The sequence below is a fragment of the Actinoplanes aureus genome (assembly GCF_015704865.1).
Classification (GTDB): Bacteria; Actinomycetota; Actinomycetes; order Mycobacteriales; family Micromonosporaceae; genus Actinoplanes; species Actinoplanes aureus.
This window is the reverse complement of sequence record NZ_JADQTO010000005.1, coordinates 300,998-325,188: the sequence shown is the minus strand read 5'-3', so window position 1 is coordinate 325,188 and position 24,191 is coordinate 300,998. Positions and strand designations below refer to the sequence as shown.

The window sequence follows — 24,191 nt, the reverse complement described above, 5'->3', positions numbered from 1 at the left end:
GTCAGCGGCCTGCCACGGTCAGCGCCGCGTCCACGATCGACGCCGTGTCGATGCCGTGCAGCCGGTAGGCGTCGGCCAGGCTGGACGACTGCCCGAACTCGGTCACGCCGAGGCAACGCGTCCGATCGCCGCGGGCGGCGCCCAGGAACGCCAGGGTGTGCGGATGTCCGTCGTGGACCGTGACCAGCGGCGCCCGGTGCTCGGCGGGGAACAGCTCGTCCAGGATGCCGCCGCCCAGCCCGGCGGCCCGGTTGCCGCGTTGCTGGAACGACCGGAACACCAGGTCGGGGCTGGTCAGACAGACCACCCCGGCGTTGACTCCCTGTGCGGACAGGGCCTGCGCGGCCGCGATCACCTCCGGCATGATGGCACCAGCGCCGACCAGGGTGACGTCCTCTTCACCCGGCAGATGCCCGGCCGGGAGCCGGTAGCCACCGGCGACCGCCTGCCGGCGCCGGCGCTCCCGCAGGGCCGGGTCGTCGGGCACCCCGGCGAGCCGCGGGTCGATCGGCCTGGTGGAGAGCCGGAAGTAGGCGGACGTGCCCCCGTCCACGCCGACCCGGCTCATCGCGTGCAGGAAGCACCACTCCAGGTCCTGGGGGAACGCCGGCTCCCAGGCGACACATCCGGGTTGCTCCAGCCCGATCGACGGCGTCGTGATCGACTGGTGTGCACCGCCCTCGGGCGCCAGGGTCACCCCGGACGGCGTACCGACCAGGATCGACTGGCCGCCCGCGTAGATGCCGTACGACCAGGGTTCCAGAGCGCGCGAGACGAACGGGTCGTAGAGGGTCGCGATGGGTATGAGCCGTTCGCCCCAGCGTGACCAGGTCGCGCCGAGTTCGCCGAGCAGGGACACCAGGTTGACCTCGGCGATGCCGAGTTCGATGTGCTGGCCGTTGCGGTTCTCCTGCCAGCGCAGCACCCGTTCGGCGTCGTCGGCGAACCAGTCGCGCCGGTCCTGCACCGACCACACGCCGGTCTTGTTGATCCAGCCGCCCAGGTTGGTCGAGGAGGCGACGTCCGGGGAGCAGGTGACCACCCGGGCGGCCGCCACCGGCGCGTCGCGCGGCAGGTCGGCCAGCAGCCGGCCGAGGGCGGCCTGGGTGCTGATCGGCTTACGGTACGGGTGACCGAGCTGAGCCGGCACCGCAACCGGTGACGTCGGCGTGACCGGCTCCCGGCGCAGCACCCGTCCCCGGTCGGCGCACAGCCGCCCGGCCGCGGTGCCGGACGCGAAACGCTGCCACGGCGCGGTGCGGTCCATGCCGGAGGACACCGCGAGGGCGTCCATCTGTGCGGCGGACAGCAGCGCGGAGTGGTTGTTGGGATGCCCCTCGGTCGGCAGGCCACGGCCCTTGACGGTGTAGGCGAACACCACGGTCGGGCGGTGCGGGTCGACGTCGCGGAACGTGTCGACGAGCAGCCCGAGGTCGTGCCCGCCGAGATCGCGTACCGCGGCGGCGAGCTCGTCCGGCGCGATCTCGTCCAGCAGCGCCTTGAGCCGCGGCCCGTCGGCGAAGTCGCCGGCCAGGATGCGCTCGGCGGTCTGCGCCGGGCCGGCCCGCAGCATCCGCTGGTACTCCTCGTTGGGCATCGCCTCGAGCCGGGCCCGCAGCACCTGCCCGCCGGGACGGTCGAACAGTTCCGAGATGATCCGTCCCCACTTGAGGACGACGACCTGCCACCCGGCGGCGGCGAACATGCCCTGCAGCTTGGCGATCTGGATGTCCGGGACGACTCGGTCCAGGGACTGCCGGTTGAGATCCACGACCCAGAGCAGCTCACCCATCTTGGCGACGGCCGGGTCCATGACCGCTTCCCAGATGGCGCCCTCGTCGAGTTCGGCGTCGCCGAGCAGGCTGACGAACCGCCCACCGGCGGGTGTGCCGGGGAACTGGGAGGTCAGGTAGCGGTGCGCCATCGCGGCCCACAACGCGGCGGTCGCCCCGATGCCGACCGACCCGGTGGAGAAGTCGACCGTGCCGGGATCCTTGAGGCGCGACGGGTACGACTGCAGCCCGCCCTTCGCGCGCAGCATCGGCAGGTAGGACTCGTCGAGGTCGCCGAGCAGGTAGTTGATGGCGTGCAACACGGGCGAGGCGTGCGGTTTGACCGACACCCGGTCCTGGGCGGTCAGTTCGGCGAACCACAGGGCCACCATGATGTCCACCATCGACGCGCTGGAGGCCTGATGGCCGCCCACCTTCACCCCGGAGTCGTTCGGCCGGCCGGCGTTGGCGGCGTCGACGATCGACGCCGACAGCCACAGCACACGGCGGGCGATCTCGCGCAGGACGTCGACGTCGTTCATCAGAACCTTCCGGTGGCGGCGAGAGTGGTGGCGCCGAGCGCCTGATCGAGATCCGCGACCAGGTCGTCGGCGTGCTCGAGGCCGACCGAGAGCCGCACCACGTCGGCGGACGGGCGGGCGTGCGGCGCCACGGGCCGGTGCGTCAGGGCGGCCGGATGCTGGATCAGGGAGTCCACTCCGCCGAGAGAGACGGCGTGGGTGAACAGCCGGGTGCTCGAGGTGAGCCGGCCGGCGGCCTCGAACCCGCCGCGCAGCGCGACGGAGACCATCGCCCCCGGGCCGCGCATCTGCCGGCGCAGCAGCCCGCGCGGGTCACCGTCGAGACCCGGGTAGTAGACGCGGGCGACGGCCGGATGCCGCGACAGCCACGCGGCGACCCGGCCGGCGTTGTCCTGCTGGGCGCGTACGCGGATCGGCAGCGTCGTCAGGCCACGGTGCAACAGGTACCCACCCCACGGGTGCAGCAGCCCGCCGGTCACGGCCCGGACCTGCCGCAACCTGCCGGCCGTCTCCTCGCCGCAGGCGATGACCCCGGCGACGACGTCCCCGTGGCCGCCGAGGTACTTGGTCGCGCTGTGCAGAGCCATGGTCGCCCCGAGCGTAACGGGATTCTGCAGGATCGGCGTCGCGAACGTGTTGTCCACCAGCACCGGGACCGGCCCGGCCTGCGCCACGACGGCCGCGATGTCGACCAGGTCCAGGGTCGGATTCGCGGGCGTCTCCAGGATCACCAGGCCGGTGTCGGGCCGGATCGCGTCGGCGACCTCCGCCTCGGCGCAGAACGTCACCTCCGCGCCGAGCAGGCCGGTGGCCAGGAGATGGTCGGTGCCGCCGTACAGCGGCCGGACCGCCACGACGTGCCGCCGGCCGATCATCGTGGTGTGCGCCAGGATCGCCGCCGTCATCGCCGCCATGCCCGACCCGAACGCGACCGCCGTGCTGGTGTGCTCCAGCTGTGCCAGGGCGGTCTCGAACCGGGCCACGGTCGAGTTCCACAGCCGGGCGTACACCGCGCCGCCGTCCGGCAGCGGATATCCGCCGCCGGCCATGGCCTCGTAGGACTCGCCGCCGCGGGTGAGGTCCGGCAGCGGATGGGTCGACGAGAGATCCAGAGGCAGGGCGTGCACGCCGAGCGCGGTGAGGTCCGCACGGCCGGCGTGCACGGCAACCGAGTCGCTGTGCATTCCGGTAGGGTTCCGGAAATCCCAAGAACTTCATAGTCTTGCTGTAGAAGCAGCAGCTGCCTGGTCGTAATTCGATGTTTTCAGCAATGATCGACTGAGTTGGAGCGATCCCATTGCGAAATGCGCAAGCGAACCTCGACCACGTCGACCACCAGCTGCTCAAGGCGCTGTCCGAGGACGCCGACGTGACCAACAAGGCGCTCGCCGGCCGCCTCGGCCTCGCCGAGTCGACCTGCGCCTACCGGGTTCGCGCCCTGCGCGAGGCCGGCGTCATCACCGGCACCCGGGTCCAGCTGGATCTGGCGCTGCTCGGCCATCCCCTCCAGGCGATCATCATGGTGCGGCTGGGCAGCCACACCATGGCCAACGTCAACCAGCTGTACGACGCCCTGGCCGCGACCCCCGGTGTCCTCCAGGCCTTCCACGTCGCCGGCGCCGACGACTTCTACCTGCACGTCGCCGTCGAGAACGCCGAGGCGCTGCGCGACTTCGTGCTGCGACACGTCACCACCCATCGGGTGGTCCGTCAGACCGAGACCCACCTGGTCTTCGAGGTCCGCACCGGCGCCGGCGTGCTGGGGTCCGAGGGACAATAGGGTCGTGACCGACCTGCTGGACATCCGCCGCATCTATCTCGAACCGGCGGCTGCCGAACTGCCTCGCGGCCGGGAGATCCTGGCCCGCTTCCCGGACGCCACGGTCGTCGAGGTGGGGAGCCACCAGCGGATCCCGGAGCTCTACGGCGACGAGACGAACGTGCGCCGCTGGGTGCGGATCAAGCGGGAGGCCCTGGTCCTCGGCGTACGAAAGACGCTCACCGCCCGGCCGAACGGGCGCTCCGCCGACTTCATCGCCCCGTCCACCGCGAACGGCTGCGCCATGGCGTGCGCCTACTGCTACGTGCCCCGGCACAAGGGCTACAGCAACCCGATCACCGTCTTCGCGAACATCGAGAAGATCACGGGCTACCTGAGGCGGCACGCGGCCCGGCAGGGCGGCAAGCCGGAGCCGAACGAGTGCGATCCGCACGCCTGGGTCTACGACATCGGCGAGAACTCCGACTGCTCGGTCGACGCCCGGGTCAGCGACAACGTCCGCGACCTGGTCACGCTCTTCCGCGACCTGCCGAACGCCAAGGCCAGCTTCGCCACCAAACACGTCAACCGTGACCTGCTCGGCTGGGACCCGCGCGGCCGTACCCGGATCCGGTTCTCGCTGATGCCGGCGGCCGACGCCAAGGTGCTCGACATCCGCACCAGCGGAATCCCGGAGCGGATCGCCGCGATCGACGACTTCGTGGCCGCCGGTTTCGAGGTGCACGTCAACTTCAGCCCGGTGGTGGTCCGCGACGGCTGGCTCGCCGACTGGGCCGACCTGCTCGACCAGCTCGACGCCGGGATCGGGCCGGCTACGAAGAAACAGCTCGCCGCCGAGATCATCTTCCTGACACACAACCGCGGCCTGCACGAGGTCAACCTCGGCTGGCATCCGCGCGCCGAGGACCTGCTCTGGCAGCCCGCCCTCCAGCAGCCCAAACGCTCGCAGAACGGCGACCTCAACGTCCGCTACCGGACCGGCGCGAAAGGCTCGTACGTCCGCGCCCTCACCGACCTGATCGCCGAGCGCACGCCCTACCTCCGCGTCCGCTACGCCTTCTGAGAGGGTGGGGTGGTGGGCGGACCAAGCGATGTCTTCGATGAGGCGGCGGCCGAATACGATCAGCTAGGGGTGGAGTTCTTCACCCCGATGGGTGTGGCGCTGGCCGCCGCGGCCGGGATCCGGGCCGGGGACCGGGTCCTCGACGTGGGCTGCGGGCGCGGTGCGGTGCTCTTCCCGGCGGCCCGGGCAGCGGGGCCGCGGGGACGGGTCACCGGGATCGATCTGGCGCCGGCGATGGTGGAGCTGACCCGGGCCGACGCGGCGGGGCTGCCACAGGTCGAGGTGGCGGTCGGCGACGCGCAGGCGCCGGACTTCCCGGAGTCGAGCTTCGACGTGGTCACGGCGGGACTGCTGCTCTTCTTCCTGCCGGACCCGGGTGCCGCGCTTCGCGCGTACCGGAAATTGTTGCGGCCGCGAGGAACGCTGGCCTTCAGCACGTTCGCCGAGTTCGACCCGCGCCATCGGGCCTCGATGCAGGCGGTGGCGCGGCACGCGGTCGATCCACCGCGGCAGGCCGCGCTCTCCGAGATCTTCCAGGACGCGGCGCGGTTGCGCGCCACCGTGGCTGAGGCGGGCTTTGATGGTACGCGCGCCGAAGAGCTGACCGTACGCAGCGAGTTCCGCGACGTGGAGCACTACGTCGCCTGGATCGCCTCGCACTCCGGGCGGGACGTGCTGCGCCGCGTGCCGATGGAGGGCCGCGCTGACCTGCTCGCCGAACTGGCCACGATCCTGCCGGACCCGCCGGAGCTGACGACCACGATCCGGCTGACCGTCGCGCACCGGCCGGGCTGAAACGGGCCGAAGCCCGGCGGGATCACCGCCGGGCTCCGGGTAGGGGCGGGTGCCGGGTTCAGGCGAGGCGGGCCGCGATCCAGTCGGCCACCAGGTCAGCGGACTGGATGACCGCCTGGTCGTGGTTGGCGCCCGGGATCGGAACGAACTCCACCGAGAGGCTGGGGTACTGCTGCTTCAGCTGCGGAACCAGATAGTCCTCGGAGAGGAAGAACGGGACGGCCTCGTCGGCGGTGCCGTGCACGATCAGCACCGGCGCGCTCGGCGAGGTCTGGCCCGGGTTGAGGTACTGACGGAACTTGTTGAGGACCGCGCCGGGCACGACGCCGCCGTTCACCAGCTGGGCCGCGGTGAGCTCGTCGTAGGCGTCGAGGATCTCGAAGAGGCAGCCGGTCTGTAGCACTCCGACCCTCGCCTCGGCGGGCGCGGCCAGATACGTGAACGGCTGGAACGTGGGTTCGACGGCGTTGACGCCGTACAGGGCCATCACGAAGTAGCCCTGGGCGGGCGTACCCGGGATGAACGGGGCGAGCACGTCGGCGTTGGAGAGCGGGGCGATGCTGGCCGTGCCGCGCAACACCAGGTTCCCGTCGTAGGAGGGCGCGAGCTGGCTGGCGAACAGGGCACCCTGGCCGCCCTGCGAGTGGCCGTCGACCACGTACTGGGTGGACAGTGCGGAGTCGAGGTTGCGTGCCGCTTTCACGCTGTCGATCAGCGAGCGGCCCTCACTGGCGCCGATCAGGTACGGGTGGGGCTGCGGGGTGCCGAGTCCCGGGTAGTCGGGCGCCGCAACGGTCCAGCCGCGACTCAGCAGTTCGGCGACGGCAATTCGGGCTTCTTCCCAGAAAACGCCCTGATTGGTGGACGGGGCGCACTTGTCGGCGAGGCCGGTGGTGCCGTGCCCCCACGCGACGATCTTGTTTTGCTTTCCGGTTTTCGGCGTCAGGACCAGGCCGGTCGCCGTGATCAAACCGCCATTGACGTTGGTGGAGACGTACTGCACGCGCCGGCCGGTGGCCAGTGGTGACAATTCAGCCGGGAGAGCAGCGGCCGAGGAGGAGAGCACGAAGCCTGGCAGTTGCGCCGCGCTCGCCGCCGTGCCGGTCGTGGCCACGGTCCCGGCCAGCGCGAGCAAGACGGCGAGCAGGATCCTGACGATCGTTTTCATGGCACCCCGTTCCCTGGGAAATCCGAGCTTTTTGGTCGGTGGGAACACAGCCTAAAACTGATCACGACAGCGTGTATCCGTATCCAGGTACACAGATACATAGCCGCGAATCCGATGTGTACTCACCGTTTGCGCCAAAAAGAAGATCCAATTAAGCGACCCTTTACGAATGAACGCTCACACTCCACTGGGGAATGTTTCCGGCTCCCGGGTGTCAACCCGCAGAGTGTGCAGCGGCCGCAGCGCGTGGCTCTCGTCGAACCAGAGGAACGCGTCGTACCGCTCCCCCAGCACGGTCGGCACGTAGTTCGCCCAGCGCTCCCGCTCCGGCCGGTACACCACGCCCACCGCCCGGTGCGGCAGCACGGTGGTGAGCAGGTCCGGCCCGTCCGGCGCGGGCGGGAACACGAAGATCCCGCACGGCGGCGCGGTCAGGTGCAGGATCTCCTCGAGCGAGCCGGACCGCGCCGGCGGCACCGGCATCGCCTCCATCGGCGCGCCCCACTCGGGTCCGGCCACCGCACTGCCGCGGTACGTCGCCAAGCCGACCAGGACCACCTCGTCGTCCCCGTACCGCTCGCGGGCCAGTTGCCCCAGGGTGACCTCGCCGTACTGCGACTGGTCGGTGGCCCGGGCGTCGCCGACGTGCGTGTTGTGCGCCCAGACCACGGCTTTCGCGGCCGGGCCGTACCGGTCCAGCAGCCGGTCCAGGGTGCGGTCCATGTGCCGGTCCCGGATGTTCCAGGCCTCCGGGCCGCCGCGCACCATGGTCCGGTAGTAACCCTCCGCACCCGCGACGACCTCAGCGTTCTGCCACACCCCGAAGTCGCGGTCGCGCAGCGTCGTGAGCATCTCGACGACGCTCCTCTCGCAGCTCGCCGGGACGAACTGGGTGGCCCAGCCGTACGCGTTCGGGTCCTCGGCGTACGGCTCGAAGCACCGGTACGCGTCCAGCGCGGCCGGCACCAGGTCCGGGTCGTGCTCGCGCAGCCAGGTCAGGATCTCGCGCATGGACTCCCACAGCGAGTAGACGTCGAGCCCGTGGAAGCCGGCCCGGTCGTCCGGCGCGCGGGCCGCGTTGTACTCGTGCAGCCAGCAGGTGAAGTCGACGGTCTCCTCGTTCGCCCACATCCAGGTGGGCCAGCGGTCGTACCGGACAAGCGCCTCGCGCGGATCGGTTCCGCCACGGACCGCGGCGTCCACCCGCTGGCAGTCGGGCCAGTCCCCCTCCACCGCGACGAAGGAGAAACCGCGCTCGGCGATCAGCCGCTGGGTCAGCGCGGCGCGCCACTCGTAGAACTCGTGCGTACCGTGTGTGGCTTCGCCGATCATGACGACCCGCGCGCCGGCCGCCCGATCCAGAAGGATCTCCAGGTCGCCCGGGTCGCGCAGCGGCCGGGCGATGGATGCCACCTCGTCCCCGTACCGGATCATTCCGTGCTGGTACCCCGACGAATCTGCGGCATACGTCCGACTTTGTTCCTCTGCCATCATCGAACGATGGGACGGCCGACCCTCTACGAAGCCGCCGGCGGCGCGCCGGCCATGCTCGCTCTCGCCACCGACTTCCACGCCCGCTGCCTCGCCGATCCGGTTCTCGAGCACCCCTTCTCGAAACGCGGCAGCCCGGAGCACGTGCAGCGGCTCGCCGACTACTGGGGTGAGGTGCTCGGCGGGCCGCCGGTCTACTCCGAGGAGTACGGCGGGCACGAGGCCGTGCTGCGGCTGCACGCCAACCAGGTGGACGACGAGGATCCGTTCTCGGCGCTGTTCCTGGACTGCTTCAACGCCGCGGTGGCGGCCACGCTGCCCGCCGATCCGGAGCTGCGGGCGGCTCTGGACGCCTACATGCGGGCGGCGACGGCCGAGGTGGCGTCGTACTTCCCGATGGACGCGAAGGTGCCGGCCGGAGCCCCGATGCCGCACTGGGACTGGGACGGCCCGGTTCAGCGATAGTCCACCAGCGAGTCGAGCTTGTGCGGCTCACCGATGCGGGCCGGCGCGCGACGCCGATCATGCCCGCCCGCGAGACCGCTGTCAGACCGTGAGGGTGGCCTTGGCCAACTCGTACGCGGGGAGCATGGCCTCGTGCTCGTCGTTGTCGAAGCTGTCGAGTACCACCACCACGGTGCCCTTCCCGGTGCCCACCGCGAAGGCGCGCTCCTGCTCGAGGCTGTCGTCGAGCTCGCTCTTCTTCTGGTAGACCACCTCGACCGCCGGCCGCCCGCCGATCTTCAGATCGGTGTAGGCCGGCTCGATGGCGTCCTTGCCCAGGTAGGCCTCCAAGTTCTTCTTCGGGCCCTTCACCTTGGCGGTCCAGACCCGCAGGAAGCCGATGTTGCCGGCCGGCTTGGCGTCGATCTCGCAGGCCATCGTCAGGTCGCCCCGTTTACCCAGCGCGGCCTCCAGTTCGTCGTCCGGGTCGACCGTTACCGCCTTGGGCTTCCAGTCCTGGGCGAACTCAAACTCGACCGGCAGCTTGCAGGCGCTGCCCTTCGCTCCGATCTTGCCGCCGGACGGTGCCGCGGCCGCGGAGGTGGCGGCCGCGGAGGTGGCGGCCGGCGTGGAGGCGGCGGGAGCCGGGAGCGAAGTCGTGGGCTCCTCGGACTGCCCGCAGGCGGCGAGGGCGAGCAACGGGATCGCCAGGAGAGCGGCGGATTTGAATTTCACGAGGCAGGAGCATAGGAGGCAGGTCTGACAAGATCAACTTTTAGGTGATGACAGTCGCCCCAGCGTGCCGGGCCAGGCCGCGACGCGGGGTGAGGTGGCGGCTCGGGCGGGCGGCCAGGATGCAGGTGTCGTCGTCCGGGTTGGCGCGGCGCAGCCGGGCCAGAAGTTCGGTGAGCGGCTGCTGGGGTGCCACGCGGACCGCGTCGTCCACCGTCGCGATCACCGCGTCCAGGCCGGCGTCGAGGCTGTGCCGCCGGTGCTCGACCAGGCCGTCGGTGTAGAGCAGCAGCACGTCGCCGGTGCGGAACTCGGTGACCGCGTCCGCGTACGTGGCGTCGTCGACCACGCCGAGCATCGGCCCGGCCGGCCGGGCCAGCGGCGCGGTCCGGCCGTCCCGGCTGAGCAGCGGCGGCGGGTGCCCGGCCTGGGCCCAGACCAGCTCGCACCGGCGCGGGTCGAAGCGGGCGATCACCGCGGTGGCCGCCAGTTCGGGTGTGTCCGCCTCCAGCTCGCAGGTCAGCCGGTTGAGGTGCTCCAGCAGCGTGCTGGGGTCGCTGGTGAGGATGCTGAGCGCGCGCAGGGCGTGCCGCAGCTGGGCCATCGTGGTCGCCGCCTGGGTGCCGTGGCCGGCGACGTCCCCGACGGCCAGCAGCACCGAGCCGTCACGCAGCGCGGCCGCGTGGTACCAGTCCCCGCCGACCATGGTGTCGTCGCCGGCCGGCAGGTAGCGGACGGCGGCCTTCAGACCGGGCAGGTCGATCGGCTCCTCGGGGATCGGCAGGATGATGCGCTGCAGGCGGGCGGCCAGGTCGTGCTCGGCGGCGAGCGTACGGCGCTGCTCGTCGAGCTGGTGCTCCACCTCGGCGAGGCGCTCGGCACCGGCCTGCTGGTCGGTGACGTCCTGCACGACGCCGTAGACGCGCAGCGGCCGGCCCTCGGTGTCGCGTACCGCGTCGGCGACCGTCCGCAGGTGTTTGATCCGCCCGGCGATCCGCACCCGGGTGACCATGTCGACCCGCTCGGCCCGCAGGAACGACTCCAGCGCGGCGGTCCGCAGCGGCTGGTCGTCGGCGACCTCGATCTCCTTCGCCTGGTCCTCCTGGAGCGGTCCGAGCGCCGGGTCCCGCTCGTAGATGCGGTACAGCTGCGGTGACCAGTAGACCGCGCCGCTGACCAGGTCCCACTCGCCCCAGCCGAGGTTGCCGAGCTGTTCCATGCCCTCCAGCCGGTCCACCTCGCGGTGCGGGTCGTCGCGCCGCTGCCAGCTGATCATCAGACCGGGGCCGAGCGCCCGGGCCTGGACGGTCAGGTCGGCCTCCCCGGTACGCACCAGGCCGAGGTCGGCCGGCTCACCGGTGTCCAGCACCCGCTGATAGACCAGCCAGCGCTGTTCGCCGACGACGTGCGGGTAGTACCGGCTGATCGGCTGCCCGACCAGCTGCGTACCGCGCCGCCCGTCCGGCGTCACCGCCTCCGGGGTGGCGGCCGCCCACACCAGGTCGATCAGCCGGCCGGCCTGGTCGCGTTCCGGGGTGAAGAACGCGGCCATGCCGGGCAGCGCGTCGAGAACGCTCTGCACGGTCCGCAGCCACGGCCGGAACCGGCGGCCGGGCGGCTCGGCGTGGGTCAGTGCCGGCGCCGGGCTGACCACCGCGGGATTCACCAGGGCGGCGGTGACGAGCTGCGGGACCGTCTCCGGCGGCGGCCGGTCGGCGAGTTGGTCGCCGCTGTCGAAGAGCCGGATCACGCGGCCGGCCACGTCCGCCACGTCGCAGCGCTGCGCGGCCGCCATCCGCAGCAGGTGCCGGTGCGCCTCGGCGAGGCGGCAGCGCGCCCGTCCGGCGAGGAGCCCGACCGCCCGGTCGACGGCGGCGCGTGCGCCCTCCGGCGAGTCGTACTCCCCGCCGGGACGCAGGCTGCTCGTGGCCTGCCTGTGCGCCTGACCTCCCACCAGCGACCTCCCGCCCGTTTCGGGTTCCTGCTTACGCCAGCGGGCACCCGCTCGGCATCCCCCGTTCATCCGCCCACGCGCCCTGCCTGCGGCGTCACGTCGCACGGGTCACCCGGTCGGGCGTCGAACTTTCGGGGCCGAGGCATCGGCCGACAAGAGTCGGTCAGAGCTCGAAAAGGTCGCGGACCGCCTCAGCGAGGCGGGCCATGCTCGCTCCGGTCACCATGCCGATGCGTTCCGCGCCGGTGGACGCCGGCAGCCGGCGCATCCGGTTGACCACGACCACGCCGGTGATCGGATCCTGTTCGGTCAGCGCCACCGCGTACGGCGGGAGCTCGGTGACACCGCGCTGGCGCACGATGGGCGCGCAGATCGGCGCGGCGTTGCCGCGCTCGTTGTAGCTGTCGGCGGAGAGTACGAGTACGCGGTAACGCAGGTCGGCGCGGTCGCCGATGGTCCAGATCTCGCCGCGTCTCATGTCTGCGGGATCCGGAGGTAACAGGTGGTCCGGATCGGCATGGCAGGAAGCGTACCGCCGCGCCGATCTCCCCGGCGCTCGCCCCTGCAGCGTGTTTCGCCCGGTACAGAGCGCCTGGCGGAGTTCACCACGTGGACGTGATCGAACCCCGGGAGGCCGGTTCCCGTAAGAATGACGGCGGGGCCCGTAACGGGCGGGTAACGAGGAAGGACGTAGTGATGTCGCAGAAGGCGCAGATCGGAGTCACCGGCCTGGCGGTGATGGGCCGCAACCTGGCCCGTAACTTCGCCCGGCACGGGCACACCGTGGCGTTGCACAACCGGTCCTACGGCCGCACCAAGGAACTCGTCGAGCAGTTCGGTCACGAGGGCACGTTCCTGCCGGCCGAGACCGCCGAGCAGTTCGTGGCGAGCCTGGAGCGCCCGCGCCGCGTGGTCATCATGGTGAAGGCCGGCCCGGCCACCGACGCCGTGATCGACGAGTTCGCCCCGCTGCTGGAGGAGGGCGACATGCTGATCGACGCGGGCAACGCGCACTTCGCGGACACCCGGCGGCGGGAGGCGGCGCTCAAGGCGAAGGGCCTGCACTTCGTGGGCGCCGGCGTCTCCGGCGGCGAGGAGGGCGCGCTGCACGGCCCGTCGATCATGCCGGGTGGGCCGAAGGAGTCGTACGAGGCGCTCGGCCCGCTGCTCGAGGACATCGCGGCGAAGGTGGACGGGGAGCCGTGCTGCGTGCACGTCGGCCCGGACGGCGCCGGTCACTTCGTGAAGATGGTGCACAACGGCATCGAGTACGCGGACATGCAGCTCATCGCCGAGGCGTACGACCTGCTGCGGCAGGTGGGCGGGCTGTCACCGGCGGAGATCGCCGGCGTGTTCGGCCAGTGGAACGAGGGGCGGCTCGGCTCGTACCTGATCGAGATCACCGCCGAGGTGCTCAAGCAGGTCGACGCGGACACCGGCAAGCCGTTCGTGGACGTCGTGCTGGACCAGGCCGAGCAGAAGGGCACCGGCCGCTGGACCGTGCAGGCGGCGCTGGACCTGGGCGTACCGGTCTCCGGCATCGCCGAGTCTGTCTTCGCCCGCGCCCTGTCCGGCGGCGCGGACGTGCGCAAGGCGGCCGCCGACGCGGGCCTGCCCGGCCCGTCGGCCTCGGCCGGCGCGCACGCCGGAGACCTGGTCGCCGACGTCGAGCAGGCGCTGTTCGCTTCCAAGATCGTGGCGTACGCGCAGGGCTTCCAGCAGGTCCAGGCGGCCAGCAAGGAGTACGGCTGGGACATCGACCCGGGCGCGATGGCGAAGATCTGGCGCGCCGGTTGCATCATCCGCGCCAAGTTCCTCGACTTCATCAAGCAGGCGTACGACAAGCAGCCGGACCTGCCCACGCTGCTCGTGGACCAGTACTTCCTGGACGCGGTCAGCGGCGCACAGGACGCGTGGCGCCGGGTGGCGGCGACCGCCGCGCAGCAGGGCATCCCGGCGCCCGGCTTCTCGTCGGCGCTGGCCTACTACGACGGCCTGCGCGCCAAGCGGCTGCCGGCCGCGCTGATCCAGGGGCAGCGCGACTTCTTCGGCGCGCACACCTATCACCGGATCGACAAGGAGGGTTCGTTCCACACCCTCTGGGCGACCGAGGACCGTTCCGAGGTCGACGCCTGAGTCACCGGTCGCGGGGGGGGGGGGAAGAAGGCAGAAACGCGGCGCGCGGGGGGCCGGCGCCCGGGGCGGTGGGCGCCTCCCCACCCCGGGGGCCGGCCACCCCCCCTCCCCCGCCCCCCCCGCGGCTCGTCGGGACCGGGCTCGGTCTTCTCCTCGGCCGGCTCGGTGCTCTTCTCCTCGGCCGGCTCGGTGGTCTTCTCCTCGGCCAGGCGGCGGCTGAGCCGGTGGTAGGGGCGGCTGATCAGGGCGAGCGACGTGGCGATCACGCCGATGATGCCGGTCAGCACGAAGACCAGTGCCATGCCCCGGTCGGCGCCGGTGCCGAACCACGGCCCGATGGTGCGGGCGCCGGCCCCGTCGGTCATGAACGGGATGAAGAAGAACTGGGTGATCGGCGAGATCAGGAACGCGGTCAGTGGTGAGGCGGCCTGCTCGGCGCTCTGTGCCAGGCCGAAGACCCGGCCCTGCCGCTCGTACGGCACCACCTTCTGCAGGATGGTCTGTTCGGTGGCCTCCGCGTACGGCACCAGGGTCATGTAGAGGAAGAAGCCGATCGCCAGCGGGATGATCGACGCCCACAGCGGGAACACGATGATGATCGCCCAGAGCACCACGTTGATCAGCAGGAGCAGCCGGACCGGGCGGCGCCCCAGGCCGGTACGCGCCACCAGCAGCCCGCCGATGATGAACCCGGTGCTCAGCACACCCCAGAGCAGACCCCACGTCTGCACCGACACCAGCGACAACCCGTACGCGTCGGCGAGCGCCATGAACACGCCGCCGAGGAAGTTGTTGAACGTGCTGAACAGGATCAGCGCGGTCAGGCCCGGCACACCGGCGATGATCCGCAGCGTGCCGCGCAGGTCCACACCGGATTTCGGCACGTCGTCCCCGGTGTGCACGATCTCCCGCTCGGGGATCGGCACGAAGCTCAGGTGCACCAGCGAGATCGCCAGCACCACCAGCGCCAGCAGCAGCACCGAGAACATGCCGTCCAGGGCCACCAGCACACCACTGATCACCGAGGTGACCAGGAAGGTGGTGCCCGAGACGGTGCCGACCAGGCCGTTCGCCCGGTCCCTGGTGTCCTCCTCGATGAGCAGCGTGACCAGGGTGGGCAGTGCGATGGTGCGGATGTTGCCGGCGATCACGCCGAACATCAGCAGCAGGACGAACGCCCACAGCACGGGGCTCGCCGGTTTGCGGAACTCGTCGTCCGGCACGGCCAGGTAGAGCGCGAAGGCCGCACCGTACAGCAGCAGCGACGCCACGGCGGAGAGCTGGAGCGCGGTCTTCTTGCGGTGGCCGTCGACGATGCCGCCGAACCAGATGCCGGTGAACGCGGTCAGCACCAGGAAGATGCCGGAGATCATCCCGGTCGCGAAGACCGACCTGGTCTGCAGGTACACCCAGAAGGTGACGGCGAACCAGACGGTGAAATTCATGACCGACACCAGCAGGGTGTTGCCGAGCAGCTGGTAGAAGGTCTTCACGTTGCCCCGGATGACGGCCATCCCAAGACCGTATTACCTGAACCGGTCTTGAGGTCTACCCGTTTTAGGCGGCGCGGACCGGATCGGCGGCCATCAGCGCTCCGCACTCGGCGGCGGGCAGCGGTTTGGCCATGTAGAAGCCCTGGCCGTACCGGTAGCCCATGTCCCGCAGCCGGTCCACCTGCTCCCGGCTCTCGATGCCCTCGGCGACCGCCTTGAGCTGGAGATGTTCGGCCAGCTGGGCGACCGCGGCGGCCACCGCGACGCGGCCGCGGTCCTCGCCGTCGGCGATCCCGTCGACGAACGACTTGTCCAGCTTCAGCACGTCGACCGGGAAGGCGCGCAGCAGGCTGAGCGAGGACTGGCCGGTGCCGAAATCGTCAAGCGCCAGGCGTACGCCGATGTCGTGCAACGTCTGCAGGGTCTCCCGGACCTGCCAGCCGTCGACCACCGACGACTCGGTCACCTCGAGGATCAGGTTGGCCGGCATGAGCCCGGTGTCGCTGAGCACCGCGGCCACCTCGTCCACGAAGCCGGCCTCGCGCAGCTGACGGACGGCGACGTTGACGTTCACCGCCTCGATCGCGTTGGGGTACTCCGCACGCCAGCTGGCGAGCTGGGTACAGGCCTCCCGCAGCACCCAGGCGCCGAGCGGCACGATCAGCCCGGAGCGCTCGGCGACCGGGATGAACTCTCCCGGCGAGACGAACCCGCGGGTCGGGTGCTGCCAGCGCACCAGTGCCTCGGCGCCGTGCAGCCGGCCGGTGACCAGGTCGAACACCGGCTGGTAGAGCAGCCGCAGCTCGCCGCGGATGATGCCGTTCTGCAGCTCGCTGGCCAGCCGGGCATGGTTCACCATGTCCTGGCGCATCCGCGGCTCGAAGCGTACCCAGGAGGCCTTGCCGGACTCCTTGGCCGCGTACATCGCGATGTCCGCGTTACGCAGCACCTCGTCGGCGGTCTCGCCGGTGCCGGCCAGGGCGATACCGGCACTGGAGTGCAGCAGCAGCGTCTGGTCGCCCACCCGGAACGGGTCGGCGAAGGCCAGCAGCAGCCGGGTGGCGGCCGCCTCGGCCTCCTCCGGCTCGTCGGCCGGGAGCAGCACGGCGAACTCGTCGCCGCCGAGCCGGGCCGGCATCTCGCCGGCCGCGCAGTGCTGCCGCAGCCGCTGCGCGACCTGGTAGAGCAGCTGGTCACCGGCGGCCGGGCCGAGCGTGTCGTTGATCATTTTGAAGTCGTCGACGTCGATCAGCAGGGCACCGGCCGGCTGGTGCGCGCCGATCCGCTCGGCCAGCGCGACACCGAACCGGGCCCGGTTCGGCAGCCCGGTGAGCGAGTCGCTGAGCGCCAGCCGCTCCAGTTCGGCCTGCTGCCGGCGGATGCCCTTCAGCGCCAGGCTGTTCTCCCGCAGGCTGAGCAGCTGGCGGACCACGACGAAGCCGGCGATCAGGACCGCACCGATGATCACGGTGCGCTGCCGGCCGGTCATGTCCTGGCTGCTGACGCTGATCACCAGGACCGCGGTCGCGGTGACCGCGAGGAACGGCAACAGGTTGAACAGCGAGCGGTGCGCGAGCGCGGCGTCCTGCGGGCGTTCCGGATCGGTCATCGCCCGCCGTTGGAGGTGGGCGGCGACGCAGATCGAGACCGCGACCAGCGGGATGGCCAGCACCGACAGCGCCAGCCGGCTCCAGTCGCCACCGGCGATCAGCAGTACGTTGCCGGCGACCGCGGCGAGCGGCGCGAGGGCCAGCACCCGCAGCGCGTCGGGGGCGACCATGGTCTGCGGCCGGGCCGCCGCCTTGCCGATCACGACGAGCAGCAGCATGCCGCCGGTGCCCACCACGGCGGCCCCGGTGCGGGCCACCATCGAGGTGCCCCCGGGTGCCAGGTCGAGCACGACGTACCAGAAGATCAGCGCGCTGGCGACCGCCACCGTGGCGCCGTCCAGCAGCGCTCGTATCCAGCCCACCGCGGTCCGCTTCGGGCCGGGCAGCAGCAGGAACGCGGCCAGCAGCAACAGTACGCCGGCCAGCAGCGGCACACCGACGTACGGCGACAGCCCGGCCTCGTTGTTGGCCCGGAACATCGCGATGACCGCAGCGGCCAGCATGCAGACGCCGGCGTGCTCGATACGGCGCCAGAACGACCGCACCGGGCGCGGCAGCTGCACCACCCGGGCGATCCGCTGGCAGGCGAGGACCGCCGTGGCCATGGCGATCGGACCGCCCAGGTACCCGAGGTGGAGCAGGGACGGGTCCACCAGTAGCCACACCAGTACCGCGACGATGGCCGCCAGGGCCACCACCACGGCGGTGAGCCCGCCGGCTCGCTGCCGGGAGCCGGCGGTCTCGGGTGCGCTCATCGGGTTCGTACGGCTCCTCGCCAGGTCTGCACAGTGCTTGCGGCATTCCTGTCGGCGGAACCGGCCCGAACCTGAGTGGAACCGGATCAGCTCCCGAGGGCCGCCGAGACCACGGCGCGCGCCTCTTCCTGGATCCGGGCCAGGTGCTCGGGTCCGTGGAACGACTCGGCGTAGATCTTGTAGACGTCCTCGGTGCCGGACGGGCGGGCCGCGAACCAACCGGAGCCGGTGACCACCTTGAGGCCGCCGATCGCCGCGCCGTTGGCCGGGGCGCTGGTCAGCACGGCGGTGATCGGCTCGCCGGCCAGCTCCGTGGCGGTCACCTGCTCCGGCGACAGCTTGCCGAGGATCGCCTTCTGCTCCCGGTTCGCCGGGGCGTCGATCCGGGCGTAGGCGGGCTCACCGAACCGTGCGGTCAGCTCGCGGTAGTGCTCGCTCGGCGTCTTGCCGGTGGTGGCGATGATCTCGGAGGCGAGCAGGTCGAGCAGGATGCCGTCCTTGTCGGTGCTCCACACGCTGCCGTCGCGGCGCAGGAACGAGGCGCCGGCGCTCTCCTCGCCGCCGAAGCCGATCGACGCGTCCAGCAGGCCGGGCACGAACCACTTGAAGCCGACCGGCACCTCGTCGAGGCGGCGGCCCAGGTCGGCGGCGACCCGGTCGATCATCGAGGAGGAGACCAGCGTCTTGCCGATCCCGGCGGTGGCCGGCCAGTCGGTACGGGCCCGGAACAGGTAGCCGATCGCCACCGCGAGGTAGTGGTTCGGGTTCATCAGGCCGCCGTCCGGGGTGACGATGCCGTGCCGGTCGGCGTCCGCGTCGTTGCCGGTCGCGATCTGGAAGCGGTCCTTCTGCTCGATCAGCGACGCCATGGCGTACGGCGACGAGCAGTCCATCCGGATCTTGCCGTCCCAGTCCAGGGTCATGAAGCCGAACCGCGGGTCGACCACGGGGTTGACCACGGTCAGGTCCAGGCCGTGCCGGTCGGCGATCTCACCCCAGTACGCGACGCTCGCCCCGCCGAGCGGGTCGGCGCCGATCCGTACCCCGGCCCGCCGGATCGCCTCGATGTCGATCACCGAGGGCAGGTCGTCCACGTATGTGGCCAGGTAGTCGTACCCGGAGACGGTCGCCGACTCGCGGGCCTGCGCCGCGCCGACCCGCCGGACGTCCTTCAACCCGCCCGCGATCAGGGCGTTCGCCCGGTCCTGGATCCACTTGGTGGCGTCGGTGTCGGCCGGCCCGCCGTTCGGCGGGTTGTACTTGAAGCCTCCGTCGTCCGGCGGGTTGTGCGAGGGAGTGACCACCACGCCGTCCGCCTTGCGCGCGGACGAGCGGTTGAACGTCAGGATGGCGTGCGACAGCGCCGGCGTCGGGGTGTACCCGTCCCGGCTGTCGATCAGCGTGGTCACGTCGTTGGCGGCGAACACCTCCAACGCGGTGATCATCGCCGGCTCGCTCAGCGCGTGGGTGTCCCGGGCCATGAAGAGCGGGCCGTCGACGCCCTGCTCCCGGCGGTACTCGACGATGGCCTGACTGGTCGCGGCGATGTGGTCCTCGTTGAAGGCGCAGCGGAGGCTGGAACCCCGGTGCCCCGAGGTGCCGAACGCGACCTGCTGCCCCGCCTGCCCGGGGTCCGGGTGCTCGGTGTAGTAACGCGAGATGACCTTGGGTACGTCGATCAGATCGGCGGGTTCGGCCGGCCGGCCGGCACGGGGGTGGACAGACATCGTGGCCTCCTCGCAGAGCGCATGGATCTGTGCCGGATCGTATCCAGCGACGACCCGCTTGAACCTTTCCCGGCCCGCTTCCGAACTACCCGGTGTGACGAGGGTTCGTAACATTCCACTCCTGCTGCTGTTCGCCGTGCTCGGAGTGCTGTTCCTGCCCGCCGTCCCGGCGTCCGCGCACGCCACGCCGGTCAGTTCGGATCCGGTTCCGGGCAGCGTCGTCGGCGCCTCGCCGAGCGTCGTGACGGTCACGTTCAGCGAGCCGATCGCCGTGGTCAGCGGACGGATCCAGGTGATCGCCCCGGACGGCGAGCGGATCAACGGCACACCCACCGTCGAGGGCGCCGTCCTGCGCATCCCGGTCCGCAAGCCCGGCCGCCCGCTCGGCACCTATCTGATCAGCTTCCGGGTCATCTCCGCCGACAGCCACCCGGTCGGCGGCGCCATCACCTTCTCGGTCGGCGCGCCCTCCGAGCGGCCCGAGGCCGCGACCAGCACCGGGCCGCACTGGTCGGTCGCGGCCGCGATCCCCACCCTGAAATTCACCGGGTACGCCGGACTCACGCTGATCGCCGGCCCCGCGCTGTTCCTGGCCTTCCTGTGGCCACCGCGCCGCTCCCGCCGATCGGCGCTGATCACCGTGCGTACCGGCATCGCCCTGACCGCCGTGGCGACCGTCGGCGCGCTCGGCCTTCAGGCGCAGCAGGGCAGCGGCTCCGCCCTGTGGCAGGTCAGCGCCGGCGAGCTGGGCGAGGTGCTGACCAGCCAGTTCGGGCTCCTGCTGACGATCAGGCTGGCGGTACTGGCGGTACTGGCGGCACTGCTGCCCCGGCTGCTGCGCGGCCCGCGCCGGACCCCGGCCATCGGGCCCTCCCCCGCGCCCGCGCCGGCCCGCGAACTCGTACCCGCCGGCGGCCCCGCCCTCACCCTGGTCTCGACCGACGCCCCCGCGCTCATCACGGTCCCCCGGGTCGCTCCCACCGTCGTCCAGCCGCGCGCCCACCGGGCCCAGGTCGTCGCGGTGCTGCTACTCGCCGTCGCCGGGCTGGTCACCTGGCCGCTGACCGGGCACGCCGCCGCCGCGCCGATGCCCGCGGTCACGGTCGCCGTCGGCGTGGTGCACATGGCTGCCATGGCGATCTGGATCGGCGGCCTTATCACCCTGATCGCGTTCCTGCTGCGCGGCACCCACCGGCGGGTCCTCGCCAAGATCCTGCCGGTCTGGTCCCGGTGGGCGGCCATGTCCGTGCTCTGGCTCGCGATCGCCGGCGGGGTGCAGTCCGCCGTGCAGCTCGGCTCTCTCGAAGCACTCTGGCGCACCGGGTACGGCCAGTTGCTGCTCGCCAAGCTGGGCGTTCTCGCCCTGGTCCTCGGCGCCGCGGCGGTGGCCCGCAAGCTCGTGCTCACCGCCCGCAACGGCGGGGTCCTGCGGCGTACGGTCGGCATCGAGGTCGTCGCGACCGTGGTGATCCTGGCGCTCAGCGCCGTGCTGGTGCAGGTGGACCCGGGTCGCACCGCCGCGGTCAAGGACAACGCGATCAGCGGCCGGGGCTCCTCGGACACCCTGGACAGCCCGATCTACGCGCTCCAGTTCAACATCTATCCGGTGGAGCTGGGCGAGTACAACACCGTGCACGCCTTCCTCTACTCCCCGTCCGGCGCACCGCTGCGGGCCGCCGAGTGGCAGTTGACCGCCCGCCTGCTCGACCAGGACCTGGAGGCGGTCCCCCAGCCGATCGCCGGCCTGGACGCCCCGTCGCACCAGGCCCTCGGCTCGGTGACCTTCCCGTTGCCGGGCACCTACGAGCTGGCCTTCACCATCCGGACCAGCGAGATCGATCGGGCAACCGTGAAAACGACCGTCACCGTGGAGAGGTGACGGCGAGGCGGTTTCTGGGCAAGAAGCCGATGTGTACGTCTTCCTTGCCGAGGAACCCGGCGCCGTAGTGGTGACCGTGCGCGGGCACCTGGACCTGGACAGCGCACCCAGTCTCGCCGCCAAGCTGGACGAGGCGCTGTCGAAACCCCAGCCCCGCGTGGTGGTCGACCTGGCCGGTGTCGAGTTCTGCGACTCGATCGGGCTGAGCACGTTCGTGGTCGGGCACAACCGGGCCCGCGCCGGCGGCGGCTGGCTGCGGCTCGCCGGCCCCGGCGAATTCCTGGAACGGCTGCTCGACACGGTGGGACTGACCACCCGGATCGGGGTCTACCCGACCGTTGCGGACGCCCTGGCCGACCGGCCGGACGGCACCGCCGGTTAGTCTCGCCGCGTGCTGATCCTGCTGCCACCGTCCGAGGGCAAGACCCCGGCCGTCACCGGCGAACCCGTCGACCCGGCCGCGCTCTGGCTGCCCGAACTCGCCAAGGCCCGGACCCGGGTGCTCAACCGGCTGGTGGCGCTCTGCAAGCGGACAAGTGAACGGTCGATCGCCGGCTCGCTCGCCACCCTCGGACTCAGCGCCGGCCAGCGCGCTGAGGTGGCCCGCAACGCCGAGCTGCCCGGCGCGCCGGCGGCCCCGGCCGCGGAGATCTACACCGGGGTGCTGTACGAGGCGCTCGGCGCGGACAGCCTGGCTCCGGCGGCGCGGGATTGGCTGGAGCGGAACGCCGTGGTCTTCTCCGGGCTGTGGGGCGTGGTCCGGCTCGGTGACCGGATTCCGGCGTACCGCTGCTCGGTGGGCGTCACCCTGCCGGCGCCGGTGGGCGGGCTCACCACGTACTGGAAGAAGGCCCTCCGCCCGGCACTCGACGCCGCCACCGACGGCCAACCGGTGCTCGATCTGCGCTCCGGCGCGTACGCCGCGATGTGGTCGCCGGCCGCCGGCAGCGCCACGCGGGCGGCCGCACTGCGGGTGCTGCACGAGCGGAACGTCGATGGCGTGCCCAAGCGGTCGGTGGTGAGCCACTTCAACAAGGCCACCAAGGGTCGCCTGGTCCGCGCCCTCGCCGCGGACGGCGCCGCGCCGGAGTCGGTGGATGACCTGGTCACGGCGCTGCGCGACCTCAAGTTCACGGTGGAGGAGACGCCGGGCGCGCCCGGTCGGCCGCGCGCCCTCGACGTCGTGGTGACCGAGTTGTAACGGCTACTTCGCGTCCAGGATGTCGACGACGAAGCGCAGGTCGCCCTTCGACGGCCCGTACGCCAGGTCGGCCGGCACGTCCAGCTGGATCCGGCTGCCCACCTTCTGCCCGGGGACGGCCTGGTCCCAGCCGGGGATCAGCTGGCCCACGCCGATCTGCGCGGAGAACGGCTGCCCGCCGTCCCACGACGAGTCGATCAGCTCCCCGGTCTTGTACGAGATCACCTTGTAGTTGACCGTGATGGTCTGACCCTTCTGCACCACCGCACCGGTCCCCGGAACGATCTCCGTGATGACGATCTTGTCGACCGTGCCGGTGCCCGGCTTCATCTCCGGCTCCACCTCGAGCGGGTTGGCGGGCTGGGTCGCGGAGGCCTGGGTGGTCGCCGGCTCCTCGTCACGAGACTGCACCAGGAAGAAGATCCCGGCCAGCACGGCGAGAACCAGCACCCCGCCCGCCACCGCCAAGGCGAGACCCTTGCTCTTCGAGCCGGTCCTGTCAGTCATGCCATCCCCTGTCCGCAAGTCGGAAAACTCCGGACACGGTACTCGTGAGCGGGAGCAAACCCACGAAGAACCTCCGCCGAATCGCCGAGGCGGATGATCACCCGTACGTCCGGAGACCCGCCACCCCCTCTTCATAACCGGGCCACAAGATGAGATCGTTTATCGCCTCCGCGCCCCCACCCCCGCCTGATCTGGAGGATCCTTGCCCGATCAGACGCCCGTGCACGAGCACAGACCGTCGGCCGCGCTGGTACCGGCACGCCCCGGCGCCCGCCGGCGCCAGGTGCCCGACGTGCTGCTCGAGAGGGGCTGGCAGCGCTGGCAGGAACACTTCGCCACGGCCGGCGTGATCCTCCTCGGGGTGCTCGCCGTGCTCTCCTTCGGCCTGGTCGTCCGCGCCCGGTCGGCGGACCGCGCGGCCCCGGCGGTCACCACCCCGGCGCTCGCCGAGCCGACCGCCGCCCAGCTGCCGATCCCGCTGCCCAGCGCCTCCCCGTCGATGTCCGTCCGGCCGGTGAACTCGATCGTCACCGAGCGCGTACCGATCGCCTCGACGGTGGACCTGGCAGCCGACGGGGAGATCGACTGGGTGCACTGGGGTGAGCAGGGCCGGTACACCCTCGAACGCAAGGCGGACGGCGACTTCGTCATCCTCGAGGGCACGCCGGACGAAACCCGGACCAAGGTCACGAACAGCCCGCAGCGGTACCGCTGGACCGGGGGCAGCCCACTCGCTCAGGCCACCGGCGTGACCAGCGGTGTGCGTACCTGCGGTGCGGGTAAAGGCTTCACGCTCACGGCGCCGGCCACGACGGAACGCACCACCCTCCGGCTCTACCTCGGCGTCTCGTCCGGCCGGGGACGACTTCAGGCAAGCCTCTCCACCGGCGGGGAGATCTACACCGACCGCTGGGCGCAGCGCGGAACCGGGCTGTCCACGGCTGCCTACACGCTGAACTACCGGGCCACCGGTGCTGGCAAGATCTCGGTGCAGTGGATCACCGAAGAGTCCTTCGGCGGGGATTGCGGCGGGGTCGTCCTGTTCGCCGCAGCTCTGCGCTGAGCTGCGGTAACTCGCACTTTCGACAGGTAAGGGGAGCTTGTGTTCGCGGGCTGGGGATCACGGGTCGCCCGACTTCGCT

General features: G+C 71.4%; 20 protein-coding genes. 9 read left to right on the top strand and 11 right to left on the bottom strand.

Translation table 11 applies throughout. The annotated features are described in order from the left end of the window. Position 1: 1 nt before the first annotated feature. Both I4J89_RS12960 and I4J89_RS12955 read right to left on the bottom strand, forming a co-directional pair. Positions 2-2,314 (bottom strand): thiamine pyrophosphate-binding protein, encoded by a 2,313-nt coding sequence (locus I4J89_RS12960; RefSeq protein WP_196414154.1) that lies wholly within the window; start codon positions 2,312-2,314, stop codon positions 2-4. Next, positions 2,314-3,498: a trans-sulfuration enzyme family protein gene (locus I4J89_RS12955; protein ID WP_196414153.1), complete on the bottom strand. Its 1,185-nt coding sequence runs from the start codon at positions 3,496-3,498 to the stop codon at positions 2,314-2,316. Before I4J89_RS12955 ends, I4J89_RS12960 begins: the two co-directional genes overlap by 1 nt. A gap of 113 nt (positions 3,499-3,611) precedes the next feature. Here I4J89_RS12955 and I4J89_RS12950 point away from each other — a divergent pair, with 113 nt between their 5' ends. From I4J89_RS12950 to I4J89_RS12940, 3 genes are all read left to right on the top strand, one after another. Continuing rightward, positions 3,612-4,094 (top strand): Lrp/AsnC family transcriptional regulator, encoded by a 483-nt coding sequence (locus I4J89_RS12950; protein ID WP_230858835.1) that lies wholly within the window; start codon positions 3,612-3,614, stop codon positions 4,092-4,094. 4 nt (positions 4,095-4,098) lie between these two features. Continuing rightward, positions 4,099-5,157 carry a spore photoproduct lyase family protein gene (locus I4J89_RS12945; protein ID WP_196414152.1) on the top strand — a complete coding sequence of 353 codons (1,059 nt, stop codon included), beginning with the start codon at positions 4,099-4,101 and terminating at the stop codon, positions 5,155-5,157. Positions 5,158-5,244: 87 nt separating this feature from the next. After that, on the top strand, positions 5,245-5,952 hold the full coding sequence (locus tag I4J89_RS12940; RefSeq protein ID WP_196414370.1) for a class I SAM-dependent methyltransferase: 708 nt from the start codon (positions 5,245-5,247) through the stop codon (positions 5,950-5,952). A 58-nt stretch (positions 5,953-6,010) separates the two neighbouring features. Here the strand turns inward: I4J89_RS12940 and I4J89_RS12935 are convergent, their stop codons facing one another. Both I4J89_RS12935 and I4J89_RS12930 read right to left on the bottom strand, forming a co-directional pair. Continuing rightward, entirely contained in the window at positions 6,011-7,120 is a 1,110-nt protein-coding gene (locus I4J89_RS12935) for an alpha/beta fold hydrolase (RefSeq protein WP_196414151.1), read from the bottom strand. 177 nt (positions 7,121-7,297) lie between these two features. After that, positions 7,298-8,554 (bottom strand): erythromycin esterase family protein, encoded by a 1,257-nt coding sequence (locus I4J89_RS12930; RefSeq protein WP_196414150.1) that lies wholly within the window; start codon positions 8,552-8,554, stop codon positions 7,298-7,300. Between the two features lie 66 nt (positions 8,555-8,620). On the opposite strand from I4J89_RS12930, the gene I4J89_RS12925 reads away from it, so the two are divergent. Next, the gene (locus I4J89_RS12925; protein WP_196414149.1) at positions 8,621-9,076 is read left to right on the top strand and encodes a group II truncated hemoglobin; all 456 of its coding nucleotides are present in this window, start codon (positions 8,621-8,623) and stop codon (positions 9,074-9,076) included. A gap of 81 nt (positions 9,077-9,157) precedes the next feature. On the opposite strand, the gene I4J89_RS12920 is transcribed toward I4J89_RS12925, so the two are convergent. From I4J89_RS12920 to I4J89_RS12910, 3 genes are all read right to left on the bottom strand, one after another. Continuing rightward, complete coding sequence (locus I4J89_RS12920; protein WP_196414148.1) at positions 9,158-9,790, bottom strand: lipoprotein; 633 nt, start codon at positions 9,788-9,790, stop codon at positions 9,158-9,160. A 40-nt stretch (positions 9,791-9,830) separates the two neighbouring features. Next, on the bottom strand, positions 9,831-11,741 hold the full coding sequence (locus I4J89_RS12915) for a SpoIIE family protein phosphatase (protein WP_309238292.1): 1,911 nt from the start codon (positions 11,739-11,741) through the stop codon (positions 9,831-9,833). Between the two features lie 163 nt (positions 11,742-11,904). Beyond that, complete coding sequence (locus I4J89_RS12910) at positions 11,905-12,219, bottom strand: type II toxin-antitoxin system PemK/MazF family toxin (RefSeq protein WP_196414146.1); 315 nt, start codon at positions 12,217-12,219, stop codon at positions 11,905-11,907. A 218-nt stretch (positions 12,220-12,437) separates the two neighbouring features. Between I4J89_RS12910 and gnd the strand changes: the two genes are divergently transcribed. Beyond that, a complete protein-coding gene (gnd, locus tag I4J89_RS12905) occupies positions 12,438-13,877 on the top strand; it encodes an NADP-dependent phosphogluconate dehydrogenase (protein WP_196414145.1) in 1,440 nt (479 codons plus the stop codon). On the opposite strand, the gene I4J89_RS12900 is transcribed toward gnd, so the two are convergent. The 3 genes from I4J89_RS12900 to pgm all read right to left on the bottom strand — a co-directional run bounded on the left by I4J89_RS12900 (position 13,805) and on the right by pgm (position 19,462). Beyond that, positions 13,805-15,391, bottom strand: coding sequence for an MFS transporter (locus I4J89_RS12900; RefSeq protein WP_230858834.1), 1,587 nt, complete (start codon positions 15,389-15,391; stop codon positions 13,805-13,807). The genes gnd and I4J89_RS12900 overlap by 73 nt on opposite strands. Before the next feature lie 43 nt (positions 15,392-15,434). After that, a complete protein-coding gene (locus I4J89_RS12895) occupies positions 15,435-17,735 on the bottom strand; it encodes a putative bifunctional diguanylate cyclase/phosphodiesterase (RefSeq protein WP_196414144.1) in 2,301 nt (766 codons plus the stop codon). A gap of 86 nt (positions 17,736-17,821) precedes the next feature. Beyond that, positions 17,822-19,462, bottom strand: a complete 1,641-nt coding sequence (gene pgm / locus I4J89_RS12890) for a phosphoglucomutase (alpha-D-glucose-1,6-bisphosphate-dependent) (RefSeq protein WP_196414143.1) — start codon at positions 19,460-19,462, stop codon at positions 17,822-17,824. Between the two features lie 94 nt (positions 19,463-19,556). Here pgm and I4J89_RS12885 point away from each other — a divergent pair, with 94 nt between their 5' ends. The 3 genes from I4J89_RS12885 to yaaA are packed head-to-tail and all read left to right on the top strand — an operon-like array spanning position 19,557 to position 22,542. Further along, entirely contained in the window at positions 19,557-21,341 is a 1,785-nt protein-coding gene (locus I4J89_RS12885; RefSeq protein WP_309238291.1) for a copper resistance CopC/CopD family protein, read from the top strand. 31 nt (positions 21,342-21,372) lie between these two features. Next, positions 21,373-21,723 carry an STAS domain-containing protein gene (locus I4J89_RS12880; protein WP_196414141.1) on the top strand — a complete coding sequence of 117 codons (351 nt, stop codon included), beginning with the start codon at positions 21,373-21,375 and terminating at the stop codon, positions 21,721-21,723. A gap of 9 nt (positions 21,724-21,732) precedes the next feature. After that, on the top strand, positions 21,733-22,542 hold the full coding sequence (gene yaaA / locus I4J89_RS12875) for a peroxide stress protein YaaA (RefSeq protein ID WP_196414140.1): 810 nt from the start codon (positions 21,733-21,735) through the stop codon (positions 22,540-22,542). 3 nt (positions 22,543-22,545) lie between these two features. Here yaaA and I4J89_RS12870 read toward each other — a convergent pair whose 3' ends face one another. Then, positions 22,546-23,049 (bottom strand): FKBP-type peptidyl-prolyl cis-trans isomerase, encoded by a 504-nt coding sequence (locus tag I4J89_RS12870; RefSeq protein WP_196414139.1) that lies wholly within the window; start codon positions 23,047-23,049, stop codon positions 22,546-22,548. Between the two features lie 292 nt (positions 23,050-23,341). Here I4J89_RS12870 and I4J89_RS12865 point away from each other — a divergent pair, with 292 nt between their 5' ends. Further along, positions 23,342-24,112 carry a hypothetical protein gene (locus tag I4J89_RS12865; protein WP_309238290.1) on the top strand — a complete coding sequence of 257 codons (771 nt, stop codon included), beginning with the start codon at positions 23,342-23,344 and terminating at the stop codon, positions 24,110-24,112. Positions 24,113-24,191: the final 79 nt, after the last annotated feature.

Excerpts from the sequence above, each read along its gene's own strand:
- I4J89_RS12900 (WP_230858834.1), bottom strand. The coding sequence starts at position 15,391 with ATGGCCGTCATCCGGGGCAACGTGAAGACCTTCTACCAGCTGCTCGGC.
- I4J89_RS12870 (WP_196414139.1), bottom strand. The coding sequence starts at position 23,049 with ATGACTGACAGGACCGGCTCGAAGAGCAAGGGTCTCGCCTTGGCGGTG.
- gnd (WP_196414145.1), top strand. The coding sequence starts at position 12,438 with ATGTCGCAGAAGGCGCAGATCGGAGTCACCGGCCTGGCGGTGATGGGC.
- pgm (WP_196414143.1), bottom strand. The coding sequence starts at position 19,462 with ATGTCTGTCCACCCCCGTGCCGGCCGGCCGGCCGAACCCGCCGATCTG.
- I4J89_RS12940 (WP_196414370.1), top strand. The coding sequence starts at position 5,245 with ATGGGTGTGGCGCTGGCCGCCGCGGCCGGGATCCGGGCCGGGGACCGG.
- I4J89_RS12935 (WP_196414151.1), bottom strand. The coding sequence starts at position 7,120 with ATGAAAACGATCGTCAGGATCCTGCTCGCCGTCTTGCTCGCGCTGGCC.
- I4J89_RS12910 (WP_196414146.1), bottom strand. The coding sequence starts at position 12,219 with ATGAGACGCGGCGAGATCTGGACCATCGGCGACCGCGCCGACCTGCGT.
- I4J89_RS12895 (WP_196414144.1), bottom strand. The coding sequence starts at position 17,735 with ATGAGCGCACCCGAGACCGCCGGCTCCCGGCAGCGAGCCGGCGGGCTC.
- I4J89_RS12925 (WP_196414149.1), top strand. The coding sequence starts at position 8,621 with ATGGGACGGCCGACCCTCTACGAAGCCGCCGGCGGCGCGCCGGCCATG.
- I4J89_RS12930 (WP_196414150.1), bottom strand. The coding sequence starts at position 8,554 with ATGATCCGGTACGGGGACGAGGTGGCATCCATCGCCCGGCCGCTGCGC.
- I4J89_RS12960 (WP_196414154.1), bottom strand. The coding sequence starts at position 2,314 with ATGAACGACGTCGACGTCCTGCGCGAGATCGCCCGCCGTGTGCTGTGG.
- I4J89_RS12955 (WP_196414153.1), bottom strand. The coding sequence starts at position 3,498 with ATGCACAGCGACTCGGTTGCCGTGCACGCCGGCCGTGCGGACCTCACC.